Here is a 13,465-nt window from a genome sequence, read left to right as displayed (position 1 = left end):
TTCATCTTTTTTTATTTTTTTTAAATACTTTTTAGATGATTTGCTGATTCTATCTCTTGTTTTAACTCTTCTAAAATAAACTCTTTCTCTTTTATTTTTACATCTAGTACAGAGATATCTGAGTTTTTTTCTGTTATTTTATTTTGTAAATTATCTATTTCATCTTCTTTTGTGAGAATTAGTGTAATTAAATCTTCAAATTCTCTATTTTTTAAAGAAATTTTATCAGCCAAAGAGTTGAATTTTGTTTTTTTAAGAGTTACTTTTTGGACTAATTCATCTAAAATATACTCTTTTTCTGCAATAGAGTTATTTATTCTAAATAGCTCTTTATTCCTAGCTTCTATTTTAAACTCCAATGATTTTAACTCTTGCTCTTTTACTCCTGTAATATCAATATTACTATCAAGAATTTTATAGATTTTTTGTGGAGCATACTCTAGTTTTAAAATATCAGCTACAAGTTTTAATCTCTCAACCATATCTTTTTTTTGCATTCGGGCATTTCTTCCAAGTTTAAAATCAAACATAGAAAAAATAGCATGAGCATGAGGATTTGAAACTTTTGTAAAAGATGATATATCTACTTTTAAAGAGAAGTTTTCAGCCTTTATCTCTTTCTTTTCATCAGCACTTATATACCAAGCTTCATCTCTTTTTATAATATTTTTATATGGTTTATAGTTTATTCCATCTTTTACAAAGTAGCCTTCATCTTTATGAATTGTAAGATTTATTAATTCATGTCCACCAAATCTTTGCTTTAAATCAAAAAATAGATCAACCAAGTCATTTTGTGTATGAGTTTCATCAATTGAAATAATAGCTTCTTGAAACATATTTGCTATTGCACTTTTTTGCATTCTTTGTTTGATTGTTTGTTGATATTTCTCTTTGGCAGATTCTAGGAATTTATCATAAACATAGTAACTTTTAAAGTAATTAAAACTACTATTTTCAAAAATAGCACTATTGTGACCATTTAATCTTTGTGTGTGTATATCTGTTTGTTCAGTTCTTCTTTCAACTGAAAAAGATGCTTTTCTCATATTTTTCTCCCCTTTAAGGTGCTAAATAGTACCTTTAAAGGGGTAATTTTATATATTTTTTTCTTAAGGAAAGTTTAAAATTATTAAATGGTTTTAGAGAATCTTCTTTTCTCTTCAGGTATATTGTTTAAATAAGCATCAAAAGGCATACAAATATTTCTTATGAGCATTGTTCCTGTTTGATAAACTTCAATTTTATCATCAAATATTTTTAGCAGTTCTGCATCTTCAAACTCTTTTAAAGCATTTAAAGCATCAGCAAAATAATCTTTGAAAACTATTTTAAATTCATCTTCTACTTTTTTAATATTTAAAGAGAAATTACTCATAAGTTCCATAATTACATATTGTCTTAAAATATCATCATCTGATAGTTTATAGCCTTTAAATACAGGAAGTTCTCCTTTATCTATTGCATTTTCCCACTCTTCAAGATTTTTAAAGTTTTGTGCATAATAATCAACTCCATTTCCAATAGAAGTAACACCAATTCCTATTAAATCAGCTCCACCTTTTGTGGTATATCCTTGGAAATTTCTATGAAGCTCACCTTTTTCAATAGCTTTAAAAAGTTCATCTTCTGGTTTTGCAAAGTGATCCATTCCTACCATTTTATAGCCATTTGTTGTAAAGAAATCTATTGTAGATTTAAGCATCTCTAGCTTTTCATGTGGAGTTGGGAAAGTTGATTCATCAAACTTTCTCATAGTTTTCATAAGCCAAGGAACATGAGCATAATTAAATACTGCAAATCTATCTGGACTTAAAGTAAGCATTTTTTCTAAAGTATCTTGAAAACTCTCTTTTGTTTGGTGTGGTAAACCATAAATTAAATCTGTATTTATAGATTTAATTCCAGCTTCTCTAGCTATTTTTATAACATTTTTTGTAAGCTCAAATGGTTGAACTCTATGAATTGTTTTTTGTACAGTTTCATTTAAGTCTTGAACTCCAAAGCTTACACGATTACAACCACCAGCTTTTAAAACATCCATATGCTCTTTTGTAAAAAACCTTGGATCAATTTCACAAGATATTTCAGCATCATTTGAAAAGTTTGGAAAAACTTCTTTTATTTTAGAAATTAAATCCTCAAGTTGAGAAGGAGAGAAAAAAGTTGGAGTTCCACCACCAAAGTGCATTTGACTCACAACTCTTGAAGTATCAATATGATTTTTTAAAATATCAAGTTCTCTTTTTATATAGTCAATATATCTTGTTTTTTTATCTTCTTTTGATGTAAAAATTGTATTACATCCACAAAAATAACAGGCACTTCTACAAAAAGGTAGATGAAAATATAGAGATAGATTTCTTTTTCTATCTTGTTTTTTGAAGTAGTTTTTTAAATCTTCTTTTGTAAAACTTTCACTAAACTCAGGAGCCGTTGGATATGAAGTATATCTTGGTCCTGGTTTAGAATATTTTACAAACTTGGCAAAATCTATCATTATTTATCTCTTCTTTGATCAAGCCAAACCATAATACCTTTTTGAGCATGAAGTCTATTTTCTGCTTCTTGGAAAACTCTACTTTGAGCTCCTTCAAGTACATCTTCACTAACTTCATAATCTCTATAAGCTGGTAAACAGTGTAAAAATATAGCTTTTTTTGAAGCTAGTTTCATAAGCTCTTCATTTACAATGAATCCTCTAAAATCTTTGATTCTCATATTTTTTTCAGCTTCTTGACCCATTGAAATCCAAGTATCTGTTGTAACAACTGTTGCATCTTTTACGGCTTCTTGAGGATCAAAACCAAGAGTTATTTTCGCACCAGATTTTTTAGCTTCTTCTAAAGCTAATTTTAAAACTTCTCTATCTACTTGATAGTTTTTTGGAGTTGCAATTCTTAGTTCAAAACCTAGTTTTGCCGCCATATTTAGCCAAGAGTGAGCCATATTGTTTCCATCTCCAATATATGCAACAACTAAATCTTTGTCTAAACCTTCTTCCATAATCGTAAGATAATCAGCCATTAGTTGTATTGGGTGAAGTTTATCTGTAAGTCCATTTATAACAGGAACTTTAGAATATCTAGCAAACTCTTCAAGTTTTTCTTGCTCAAATGTTCTAATCATAACCATATCAACCATTCTTGAAATTACTCTTGAAGTATCTTTCATAGGTTCACCACGACCAAGTTGAATATCATTTGATGATAAAAATAGTCCTACTCCACCTAATTCATAAATTCCAGCTTCAAATGAAACTCTTGTTCTTGTAGAACTTTTTTCAAAAATCATTCCTAGAATTTTTTTTGGCATATAATCTTTATGTTTACCGGCTTTTGCATCATCTTTTATTTTTTTAGCTAAAGCTAAAATATCTAAAATCTCTTCTTTTGAGAAGTCCATTAAACTTAAAAAGTGTTTCATTTGTTTTCCTCATAATTTATTAAAAGTGAATATTTTAGTTAATTAATCTTTATAAACAGTTAAAAAAAGATTAAAAATATTTTTTGGAATATCATAAAATGACACTTTTGTGACAAAATCTCTTACAACTTACTAAGAACTTCTTCTCTAAAATTTCAAGGATTAGATGAAGGGAAAAAGCTATGCAAAAAAAAATTATAAAAAGAGATGGAAGCAGAGTTGATTTTAAAGCTTTTAAAATAGAAGATGCTATAAAGAAAGCCTTTAAAAGTGTAGAAAACACATACGATAAAACTATATTTAACACTGTTTTATCAAAAGTTAAATTAGAAAATATAAATACAGTTGAAGATATTCAAGATTGTATTGAAAAAGAGCTTTTTGAAAGTAAATATTTTGAAGTTTTAAAAAGTTTTATGCTTTATAGACATCTTCATAAAATACAAAGAGAACAGATATTTGGACTAAATGAAGATACAACTTATATAAATTCAACACAAACTATACAAGAGTATATAAATGGCGAAGATTGGAGAATAAAAGCAAATTCAAATACAGGTTATTCTCATGCTGGACTTATAAATAATAGTGCAGGAAAAGTCATTGCAAATTATTGGTTGGATAAAGTCTATACAAAAGAGCAAGGATATGCACATAGAAGTGCAGATATTCATATTCATGATTTGGATTGTTTAAGTGCTTATTGTGCAGGTTGGAGTTTGAGAGTTTTACTTGATGAAGGATTTAATGAAGTAAGAGGAAGAGTAGAAAGTAAAGCACCAAATCATTTTAGAGAAGCTTTAGGACAGATGGCAAATTTCTTAGGAATTCTTCAAAGTGAATGGGCAGGAGCTCAAGCTTTTAGCTCGTTTGATACCTATTTAGCACCTTATGTTTTTAAAGATAAGCTTGAGTATAAAGATATAAAAAAAGCTATTAGAAGTTTTATTTATAATTTAAATGTTCCTGCACGTTGGGGACAAAGCCCTTTTACAAATATTACAATAGATTGGACAGTTCCAGAAGATTTAAAAGATCAAATTCCTACAAGAAACCAAAGACATCTATTTAAAGATTTAAAAGATGAAGAACTTTTAAAAGAGGCAAGAAATAGGGGAGTTTCAAGCTTTGAAGAGCTTACTTATAAAGATTTCCAAAAAGAGATGAATAATATAAATAGAGCTTATTATGAAGTTATGACAGAAGGAGATAAAACAGCTCAACCTTTTACTTTTCCAATTCCAACTGTAAATATAAGTGAAGATTTTGATTGGGATGGAGAAAATACAGATATATTATTTGAAAATACAGCAAAAATAGGTAGTTCATATTTCCAAAACTTTATAGGAAGTCAATATATAAAAGATGAAAAAGGAAATTTAATCAAAAATGAAAAAGCCTACAAAGTAGGCGATGTACGAAGTATGTGTTGTAGATTGCAATTAGATTTAAGAGAACTTTTAAAAAGAGGAGGTGGACTTTTTGGAAGTGCTGAAATGACTGGAAGTATAGGAGTTGTTACAATAAATATGGCAAGGCTTGGGTATTTATATAAAAATGATATCAAAGCATTGTTTTTAAGACTTGAGGAGCTTATGGATTTATCAAAAGATATTTTAGAAAGAAAAAGAGTATTTGTACAAGAGATGTATGATAGAGGTCTATATCCATATACAAAAAGGTATTTAAAAAATTTCAATAATCACTTCTCAACTATTGGAGTAAATGGAATAAATGAAATGCTAAAAAATCTATATGGAGAAAATATAGATATAAGTACAGATGAAGGGAATGAATTAAGTTTAGAAATACTTGATTTTATGAGAAAAAAAATGCTTGAATATCAAGAAATTACAGGAAATCTATATAATCTTGAAGCAACTCCAGCTGAAGGAACTACTTATAGATTCGCTAAAGAGGATAAAAAAAGATACAAAGATATTATTCAAGCTGGGTTTGATGAAAATATATATTATACAAATTCATCTCAACTTCCAGTTGATTTTACAGATGATCCTTTTGAAGCATTAAATTTACAAGATGAATTACAGTGTAAATACACAGGTGGAACAGTGATGCACCTATATATGAAAGAGAGAATTTCAAGTGCAGAAGCTTGTAAAAAACTACTAAAAAATGTAATCTCAAATTTTAGATTACCATATATTACAATCACACCACTTTTTTCAGTTTGTCCAAAGCATGGATACTTGAATGGAGAGCATGAATATTGCCCAAAATGTGATGATGAAATTATAAAAGAGGAGTTGAAAAATGCAAAAAAACAAAGTGCTTGAAAAAAATAGTGAAAAAAGAACAAAATGTATAGTTTATACTAGAGTTATGGGATATCACAGACCAGTTGAAAGTTTTAATATAGGAAAAAAAGGTGAACATAAACAAAGAGAGCAATTTATTGAATCAAAAAATTGTTTATGATTTTACAAAGTTTACTACAAAAGATTATACAGGTGAATTAGCTTGTATAATCTGGCATATATCTTGCAATTTAAGGTGTGTTTATTGCTACAACGATAATATAGTTTTTGCAAAAAAAGCAAAATATTCTCACAATGATATTTTAAAATTTTTAAAAACAAGAAAAAATCTTCTAAGTGGAGTTGTTTTAAGTGGTGGAGAAGCTTTAATTCACAATTTAAAACCATTATGTAAAGAGATAAAGAAACTAGAATTTAAAATAAAACTTGACACAAATGGAATAAATACAAAAAAAATAAAAGAGCTTATTGAAGAAAATTTAATAGATTTTATCTCTTTAGATTTTAAAGCTACAAAAGATAAATTTGAAATAATAACTCAAAAGAAATCATCTTTGTATGATGATTTTATAGAAACTCTTAAGTATTTAATTCAAATAAACTTTTTATTTGAATTAAGAACTACTTTCAATGGAACACTACTAAATGAAAATGATATAAATAAGATGATAAAAATAGCTTATAATTTAGGATATAAAAATAGCTTTTATATTCAAAACTTTTTACAAACAGATTCAAATATTGGAAATATAAATAAAAATATTGAGATAAATAGAGATAAAATAGTAAAGAATCTCTTAAAAATAGAATATAGATGATATAAAAGTAAAACCACAAAATAAGTAATAACTTGTTAATATGCTATTTCTAAAAATTTTAAGGAACTATTTTGAATAAACTTTATTACTCTTACGAAATGTGTAAAGAAGATACAAAAAAATTAACAAATATTATAAAAACTTTTGAAAGTGATGCACTTTTGGGTGTTGCAAGAGGTGGTTTGACTCTTACTCATCTTATATCTCAAGCTCTAAATCAAAGAGATGTTTTCACAATTAATTCAATATCTTATGAAAGAAAATCTCAAAAAAACAGTGTTGATATTTTTAATATTCCTGATTTGAGTGAATATAAAAGAGTTTTAATTTTAGATGATATTGTTGATAGTGGAAAAACTATGAAAGCTATTTTAGAACTTTTAAAAGAAAAATATCCAAATACAGAATTTAAATTGGCAACTTTGTTTTACAAGCCAACAGCTCTAATCAAACCTGATTTTTATATACATAAAACAGATGTTTGGATTGAGTTTTTTTGGGAAGTTGATATTCAAATATAATAAAGGATAGATAATGATTTATGATAAAAGAGCTAGAAATTTTCTAGCAATTTCTAGTTTAATGATGGCAAGTGCAATAATTTTAGGTGCTTTTGGTGCTCATGGATTAAAAAGAATAATAAGTCCAGAAATGCTAGTTGTTTTTCATACAGGAGTTGAATATCAGTTTTATAACACTTTTGGTCTATTTTTTGTAACTTTTTTATCAATGATAAGACCAAATAACAATAAACTAAAAGTTGTTCAATATCTTATTTTGATAGGAACTTTTATTTTTTCTTTTTCATTGTATTTTCTTACAATTTTAAATATGCCAGTTTTAGGAGCGATAACTCCTATTGGTGGAACTTTACAAATAATTGCATATTTTCTTTTGACATATACAATATTAAAAGATAATAAATAATCAAAGCTTCATTGTGAAGCTTTTTTTTGGTTTTCCTACTTTTAAAAAGTAGGAATATATAAAACTGTTTCTATTTAAAAAGGAACTATTTAAAAAGGAGAAAATAAAATATGGCAGTAAAAGAACATTCATTAGATATTTCAGCAAAACTAGATCTTCAAGAGATGAAAAATGCTGTAATTCAAGCTCAAAAAGAGATTGATAATAGGTATGATTTTAAAGGGATACCAAAAGATATTGATTTAAATATTGGTGCAAAAACTCTTACAATGATTAGTTCAAGTGATAATAAAGTTGATGCAATGCTAGATATAATGATTGCAAAAATGAATAAAAGAGGAATTAGTATAAATTCTCTTGAAGAGATAAGAAAAGAAGATAGCAGTGGTGGAAATAGAAAATATAGCTATAAAATCATTGATAGTATAGAAAAAGATGAAGCAAAAAGAATACAAACAGAGATTAAAAGTCTGAAAATTAAAGTAAGTGCTGTAAATCAAGGAGATAGTATAAGAGTTACAGGAAAAAATATTGATGATTTACAAACAGTTATGAAGCATTTAAGATCTTTAGATTTAAAAGCACCATTGGTTTTTGATAATTTTAAATAAGGAAAAACTTTGCAAAATATCATAAGTGATATAAAAACAGAAGAGTTAAAAGAGTCAAACTATATAAAACCTATAAAAGTAAAATTCACTCAAAATGGAATAAAAAAAACTTGGGAAGCTGTAAGAAGTCATGATAGTGTATCAATTCTTATTTATCATACTGAAAAGAATGCTTTTGTGCTTGTAAAACAGTTTAGAGTTCCTGTTTATTTAAATGATAAGAATGTAACTTTTACTTATGAGCTTTGTGCAGGACTTGTAGATAAAAATATAAGTTTAGAACAGATTGCATCTGAAGAGATTGACGAAGAGTGTGGATATAAAGTAGATGCAAATAAGCTTATAAAAATTACATCATTTTTCACAAATGTTGGGATAAGTGGAGCAAAACAGCATTTATATTTTGCAAAAGTTGATGAAAGTATGAAAATCCACAGTGGTGGTGGAATAAATGATGAGCAAATAGAGACATATTTTTTGGAAAAAAACAATATTGATAAGTTCATTTTTGATGAAAAGAAAGCAAAGACTCCAGGACTTATGTTTAGCCTTTATTGGTTTTTGAAAAAAGAGAAAGAGCTTAATATATAGATGAAATATCTCTTTATTTTTTTATTTTTTAATATATTTTTAATTGCAAATGAACAAGATAACTTACTATTTATTACAAAACCTGAATATGGAAAGATGTTATATGAAAATCCAAGAGGAATAGGGTGTAATACTTGTCATGGAGATAAAGCTGAAGGTAAAAAAATAGTTCAATTTAAGCATATTCTTAAAGAAGATAAATATCTTTGTACTTTATATACTCCAAGTATAAAAGATGTGAGTTATGAAGTTTTTAAAGATAAAGTAAATCAAAGAAAAAATAAGAAAAAAATTTTCAAAGATGATGAAATTTGTGAGAAACTCATTTATAATTCAAATATAATGCCTACATATCACCTAACAGAAGAAGAAATAGAATCAATATATTACTACATAAAAAGTATAAGGAAATGATTTTTATTGATAATTTAGAGATAACTTAATATAATATAGCATTTTATTTAGGGGATTACAAAGTATGAAAAAAACAACTATAAATTTACGATTTACACTTATAAATCTATTCTTCACATTATTAGCATTAGTTATTGGATATTTAATACTAAATAGCTATAAAAATAGTTTAGAAAATAATATTTATGAAGGTGTAGTAAAAGATTTAAGAAACTTAAATGATATAAGAGTAGGTTCAAAACTTGATGTTGGAATATCAAATGCTGTTTCAATAGTAAATGATTCAAATATACAAGATGCCTTACTTTACAAAGATAGAAAGCTTGCAATAAAAGCTTTGGAATCTTTAAGTCTTAATATGAGAGAAAATACACCTTTTAAGAATATAAAAATCCATCTTCACACTAGAGATAATAACTCTTTTTTAAGATCATGGAATATAGATAGTTTTGGTGATGATTTAAGCTCATTTAGAGCAAGTGTTGTTGAAGTAAATAAAAATAAAAAAGTTTTAAATGGTTTTGAAATTGGAAATGCTGGATTAGAGTTAAGAGCAGTTGTTCCTGTATTTAAAGGTTCAACTCATGTAGGTTCAATAGAATTTATGCAAGGATTAAACTCTATTGCAAAAGATTTTAAAGATGACAATAGAGCATATCTAGTTTTAATGGACTCAAAATTAGCAAGAGCAAGTTATGATAAAAATAATTTATTAAATGAATATATTATCTCTCAAAAATTTATAGATGAAGAGTTTTTAAAAGATGCAAAAAATATTAATTTTAAGAAACTTTTAAATGATAATTATTTAATTTCAAAAAACTATTTTTATACTTACAAAAATATAGTTGATTTTCAAGGTAAAGAACTTGGAATTACTTTACTTGCTGAACCTATAAAAGATGTAGAACAGGCTATAAATCAAGCATCAAAGATAGTATATGTAGCTTTAACTATACTTGTATTAGCTCTTATTGGAACTATGATTGTTTCATTAATTTCTATGAAAAGAAGTATTATAAAACCAATATTAAATCTTAAGAAGTCAATTGATTCTATTAAAGATAATTCAAAAAATGCAACAAGAATAGAAATAGATTCAGAAGATGAAATAGGGGAAGTTGTGAATAGTTTTAATAGCTATTTAGACTCAATTGAAGCAGGGATTAGAAAAGACCAAATTGTTATTGATGAGACTAAAGATATTATTGAAAAGGTTAATGCAGGACTATATAATGATAGTGTAAAAGGAAAAGCAAACTCTTCAAGAGTAAATTCACTTGTAAGTGAAATAAATACAATGATAGAAAAAACACAATCGAATCTAACTCAAGTAAGTGATGCTTTAGTTGCTTTATCTCATGCAAAGTTTGATTATAAAGTTCCAGAGATAAAAGATACAACAGGAATCATAGCTTCACTTTTGAGTGGAATTAGAGTTACACAATCAAGTATAAATGAAGTTATGTGTTTAATTGATAAATCAACTATTGAGCTTACTCAAAGCTCATCACAACTTGAAGATGCATCAAAAACTTTAAGTCAATCTTCAAATATTCAAGCAGCATCATTAGAAGAGACGGCTGCTGCAATTGAAGAGATTAGTGCAACAATAACAAGAAGCAGTCAAAATGCTTCAAATATGGCAAAACAAGCAACAAATGTTACAGAATCAACAAATCAAGGATTAGCTCTTGCAGAACAAACGGCTATTTCAATGGATGAGATTAATAAAGAGGTTTCAGAGATAAATGAAGCAATAAGCGTAATAGATAATATAGCATTTCAAACAAATATCTTAAGTTTAAATGCAGCAGTAGAAGCAGCAACAGCTGGAGAAGCTGGAAAAGGATTTGCAGTTGTAGCACAAGAAGTAAGAAATCTTGCAAATAGAAGTGCAGAAGCTGCAAATGAAATTAAGCTAATTGTAGAAAAAGCTACTTTGAAAGCAAGAGAAGGTAAAAATACTACAAATAGAATGATTGAAGGATTTAATGAACTTCATGAAAGTATTAATATTACAATAGGATTAATTGAAGATGTTTCAACGGCAAGTAAAGAGCAACAGCAAGCTATGGAGCAAATTACTTCTACTGTAAATAGTTTAGATCAAGCAACACAGAAGAATGCAAGTTTAGCTTCAAATATAAGTGAAATGGCAATTCAATCTTCTAAATTAGCTATAAATCTAAATGAAACAATAAATCAAACATCTTTTGATAAAAATGCATATAAAAGAATTTGTGATACAAGTATGATTATTGATATAAATAAATTAAAATCAGATCATATTGTATTTAAAAATAATAATTTTGCAGCTTGTAAAGAGGGACATATTTGCACAGTTACAAGTTCAAAAGATTGTAATTTAGGAAAATGGATACTTGCAAATAGCAATAGAAATTTTGCAAAGACTTCTGAGTGGGAAGAGTTAAACAAAGCCCATGATTTAGTACATAGTTTAGTTCAAGAAACTATTGTTTTATATTCGAACTCAAGACCTAATAGTGAAATATTTAAAGTAACTAATGAGATAGAAAAAAATACACAAATTGTATTTGAAATGTTGAATAAAGTAAGAGAGATTAATTGTAATAACTAAATCATTATAATTTTTAAAGGTTAATTTGTTATTATTATTTTCAAATTTACAAAAAAGAGTTATTATGAAAAAAGTATTAAGAAAAAATATAAATGCAAAAGCACTTTTTATAAGCGATGATAAGAGTATAGAGAGTGAATTTCAGAATGAATTTAAAGAATTAATTGTATTAAATAATAAATTATTTTCATCATTAAATGATATTGAGAATAGTGATATAATTATTTTAGATTTTGATTTGAAAAAAGACTTTATAAATGAAATAATGGAACTTATAGCTAAGAAACTAGCTTTTGTTCCAATTATTGCAATTGGTAGCAAACAAAGTGAAGAGTATTTAGAAAAAGCTATAAACCTAAAAGCATATACTTTTCTTGCAAAACCATATACTAAAAATCAATTAGGACTTTCTATTTTAATGTGTTTAAATCAAACACAAAGATCTGATAAATTTAAACTAAGCGAAGGTGTTTATTATGATAAATACAAAGATCAGTTTTTTGATAAAACAAATAGTATGATTGAGTTTACAAGACTTGAAAAAGGATTTTTAAAACTATTAATTGATAGATTAGATGAAATGACTGATTATGATATGATTCAAGAAGAGGTTTGGAAAGGTAAAAAAATGTCAATTTTTACTATGAGAAATATTGTAAATAAGATTAGAATAAAAACTTATTATGATATTATTAGAAACCATTCAGGAAGAGGTTATACAATAGACCTTAGTAACTATTCAAAATAAATATTTCAAAATAAGGGATCATAATGTTGGAAGAGTTTATTTTGAGTAAAAAAGAGCTTATTAAACTTTTTGAAGAAGGGACATTAAAAGATAAAGAAAAAATCTGGCTTTATGAAGATAAAGAGGTAAAAATTGTGGCTTTGCATAAAGTGGAGCCACGATTTCTACAAGATTTAACAAATGCTGAATATTTCAAAATAGTTTTTGTAAAGTAGTTTTTATTGGATTACTTTTTTATTCTTAGGTTTTTAAACTTTATAAAATAAATATATAAACATATAAATAATATAAAAGATGATTGTAATATTCCCATAGTTAGCCAATTTCCTACTAAAAATCCTAATTGAGAGTCAGGTTCTCTAAAGAACTCTGCAATAATTCTAGCAATTGCATATAAAATTCCGTATAGTAAAGCTAATTCTCCATCAAATCTCTTTTTATTTCTAAAATATAATAGTATTAAAAATACAAAAAGTCCTTCTAAAATAGCTTCATATAGTTGAGATGGATGTCTTAAAACTCCATCTACATAAATTCCCCAAGGAAGTTCTGTAACTCTTCCTACAAGTTCTTGATTTATAAAATTCCCAATTCTTCCAAAAATATATGCAGCACTAACTCCCAGAACTGCAATATCTGTTAAAAACCAAAAAGAGATATTTTTTCTTCTTGCAAAAAGAAAACTAGCTATTATAAATCCTAAAAATGCTCCATGATAACTCATTCCAGCAATTCCAACATAAACACCATTTATATAAGGATTAAAAATCTGCCAAGGGTTTGTTAAATAGTAGCTAGTATTTGGATCATAAAATAGTATATATCCAAATCTTGCACCTAAAATAACTCCAATTTCTGCCCACCAAATATATGAATCAAAAATATCTTGTTTTATATTGATTTTATCATATTGTATAAACCACTTTGCTATAAGAATAGCACTTAAAAGTGCTAAAGCATACATAATTCCATACCAATGAACAGAAATTTCACCTAATTTAAATGCAACGGGATCAAACTTTGAGTATATATTTTGCCAAAATTCCATA

The 13,465-nt window shown here is 26.6% G+C and carries 15 protein-coding genes; 11 read left to right on the top strand and 4 right to left on the bottom strand.

Translation table 11 applies throughout. The features are described from left to right. Positions 1 to 20: 20 nt before the first annotated feature. The 3 genes from ATH_RS05135 to argF all read right to left on the bottom strand — a co-directional run bounded on the left by ATH_RS05135 (position 21) and on the right by argF (position 3,426). Entirely contained in the window at positions 21 to 1,049 is a 1,029-nt protein-coding gene (locus ATH_RS05135) for a hypothetical protein (RefSeq protein WP_066390404.1), read from the bottom strand. An 83-nt stretch (positions 1,050 to 1,132) separates the two neighbouring features. Further along, positions 1,133 to 2,500, bottom strand: a complete 1,368-nt coding sequence (gene hemN / locus ATH_RS05130; RefSeq protein ID WP_066390406.1) for an oxygen-independent coproporphyrinogen III oxidase — start codon at positions 2,498 to 2,500, stop codon at positions 1,133 to 1,135. Beyond that, positions 2,500 to 3,426, bottom strand: coding sequence for an ornithine carbamoyltransferase (gene argF, locus ATH_RS05125; protein WP_066390408.1), 927 nt, complete (start codon positions 3,424 to 3,426; stop codon positions 2,500 to 2,502). Before argF ends, hemN begins: the two co-directional genes overlap by 1 nt. Before the next feature lie 182 nt (positions 3,427 to 3,608). Here argF and ATH_RS05120 point away from each other — a divergent pair, with 182 nt between their 5' ends. The 11 genes from ATH_RS05120 (at position 3,609) to ATH_RS05070 (ending at position 12,631) form a co-directional block, all read left to right on the top strand. Further along, a complete protein-coding gene (locus ATH_RS05120) occupies positions 3,609 to 5,723 on the top strand; it encodes a ribonucleoside triphosphate reductase (RefSeq protein ID WP_066390410.1) in 2,115 nt (704 codons plus the stop codon). Then, positions 5,701 to 5,865, top strand: coding sequence for an anaerobic ribonucleoside-triphosphate reductase (nrdD, locus tag ATH_RS10005; RefSeq protein WP_119184154.1), 165 nt, complete (start codon positions 5,701 to 5,703; stop codon positions 5,863 to 5,865). The genes ATH_RS05120 and nrdD overlap by 23 nt, the downstream gene beginning before the upstream one ends. After that, on the top strand, positions 5,843 to 6,523 hold the full coding sequence (locus tag ATH_RS05110; protein WP_066184083.1) for an anaerobic ribonucleoside-triphosphate reductase activating protein: 681 nt from the start codon (positions 5,843 to 5,845) through the stop codon (positions 6,521 to 6,523). The genes nrdD and ATH_RS05110 overlap by 23 nt, the downstream gene beginning before the upstream one ends. 71 nt (positions 6,524 to 6,594) lie before the next feature. Further along, on the top strand, positions 6,595 to 7,044 hold the full coding sequence (locus ATH_RS05105; RefSeq protein WP_083190949.1) for a phosphoribosyltransferase: 450 nt from the start codon (positions 6,595 to 6,597) through the stop codon (positions 7,042 to 7,044). Positions 7,045 to 7,057: 13 nt separating this feature from the next. Then, positions 7,058 to 7,450 carry a DUF423 domain-containing protein gene (locus ATH_RS05100; RefSeq protein WP_066184081.1) on the top strand — a complete coding sequence of 131 codons (393 nt, stop codon included), beginning with the start codon at positions 7,058 to 7,060 and terminating at the stop codon, positions 7,448 to 7,450. 110 nt (positions 7,451 to 7,560) lie between these two features. Continuing rightward, positions 7,561 to 8,061, top strand: a complete 501-nt coding sequence (locus tag ATH_RS05095; protein ID WP_066184079.1) for a YajQ family cyclic di-GMP-binding protein — start codon at positions 7,561 to 7,563, stop codon at positions 8,059 to 8,061. A 9-nt stretch (positions 8,062 to 8,070) separates the two neighbouring features. Further along, entirely contained in the window at positions 8,071 to 8,652 is a 582-nt protein-coding gene (locus tag ATH_RS05090; RefSeq protein ID WP_066186100.1) for an NUDIX hydrolase, read from the top strand. Next, positions 8,653 to 9,066 carry a c-type cytochrome gene (locus tag ATH_RS05085; RefSeq protein WP_066186103.1) on the top strand — a complete coding sequence of 138 codons (414 nt, stop codon included), beginning with the start codon at positions 8,653 to 8,655 and terminating at the stop codon, positions 9,064 to 9,066. A 64-nt stretch (positions 9,067 to 9,130) separates the two neighbouring features. Beyond that, the gene (locus tag ATH_RS05080) at positions 9,131 to 11,668 is read left to right on the top strand and encodes a methyl-accepting chemotaxis protein (protein WP_066390412.1); all 2,538 of its coding nucleotides are present in this window, start codon (positions 9,131 to 9,133) and stop codon (positions 11,666 to 11,668) included. Positions 11,669 to 11,732: 64 nt separating this feature from the next. Next, positions 11,733 to 12,416 carry a response regulator transcription factor gene (locus ATH_RS05075; protein WP_066184065.1) on the top strand — a complete coding sequence of 228 codons (684 nt, stop codon included), beginning with the start codon at positions 11,733 to 11,735 and terminating at the stop codon, positions 12,414 to 12,416. 23 nt (positions 12,417 to 12,439) lie between these two features. Further along, entirely contained in the window at positions 12,440 to 12,631 is a 192-nt protein-coding gene (locus tag ATH_RS05070) for a hypothetical protein (RefSeq protein ID WP_228140846.1), read from the top strand. A gap of 11 nt (positions 12,632 to 12,642) precedes the next feature. Here the strand turns inward: ATH_RS05070 and lgt are convergent, their stop codons facing one another. Further along, positions 12,643 to 13,464 carry a prolipoprotein diacylglyceryl transferase gene (gene lgt / locus ATH_RS05065; RefSeq protein ID WP_066184058.1) on the bottom strand — a complete coding sequence of 274 codons (822 nt, stop codon included), beginning with the start codon at positions 13,462 to 13,464 and terminating at the stop codon, positions 12,643 to 12,645. Position 13,465 lies beyond the last annotated feature (1 nt).

The sequence above is a fragment of the Aliarcobacter thereius LMG 24486 genome (assembly GCF_004214815.1).
Lineage (GTDB): Bacteria > Campylobacterota > Campylobacteria > Campylobacterales > Arcobacteraceae > Aliarcobacter > Aliarcobacter thereius.
Note: the sequence above shows the minus strand (reverse complement) of the source record. Positions and strands in the feature narration are given on the sequence as shown.

Bases quoted from the DNA above. Each gene is read 5' to 3' on its own strand.
- hemN (WP_066390406.1), bottom strand. From the start codon at position 2,500: ATGATAGATTTTGCCAAGTTTGTAAAATATTCTAAACCAGGACCAAGA.
- ATH_RS05070 (WP_228140846.1), top strand. From the start codon at position 12,440: ATGTTGGAAGAGTTTATTTTGAGTAAAAAAGAGCTTATTAAACTTTTT.
- ATH_RS05135 (WP_066390404.1), bottom strand. From the start codon at position 1,049: ATGAGAAAAGCATCTTTTTCAGTTGAAAGAAGAACTGAACAAACAGAT.
- ATH_RS05100 (WP_066184081.1), top strand. From the start codon at position 7,058: ATGATTTATGATAAAAGAGCTAGAAATTTTCTAGCAATTTCTAGTTTA.
- nrdD (WP_119184154.1), top strand. From the start codon at position 5,701: ATGCAAAAAAACAAAGTGCTTGAAAAAAATAGTGAAAAAAGAACAAAA.
- ATH_RS05085 (WP_066186103.1), top strand. From the start codon at position 8,653: ATGAAATATCTCTTTATTTTTTTATTTTTTAATATATTTTTAATTGCA.
- ATH_RS05080 (WP_066390412.1), top strand. From the start codon at position 9,131: ATGAAAAAAACAACTATAAATTTACGATTTACACTTATAAATCTATTC.
- ATH_RS05075 (WP_066184065.1), top strand. From the start codon at position 11,733: ATGAAAAAAGTATTAAGAAAAAATATAAATGCAAAAGCACTTTTTATA.
- ATH_RS05120 (WP_066390410.1), top strand. From the start codon at position 3,609: ATGCAAAAAAAAATTATAAAAAGAGATGGAAGCAGAGTTGATTTTAAA.
- lgt (WP_066184058.1), bottom strand. From the start codon at position 13,464: ATGGAATTTTGGCAAAATATATACTCAAAGTTTGATCCCGTTGCATTT.
- argF (WP_066390408.1), bottom strand. From the start codon at position 3,426: ATGAAACACTTTTTAAGTTTAATGGACTTCTCAAAAGAAGAGATTTTA.
- ATH_RS05095 (WP_066184079.1), top strand. From the start codon at position 7,561: ATGGCAGTAAAAGAACATTCATTAGATATTTCAGCAAAACTAGATCTT.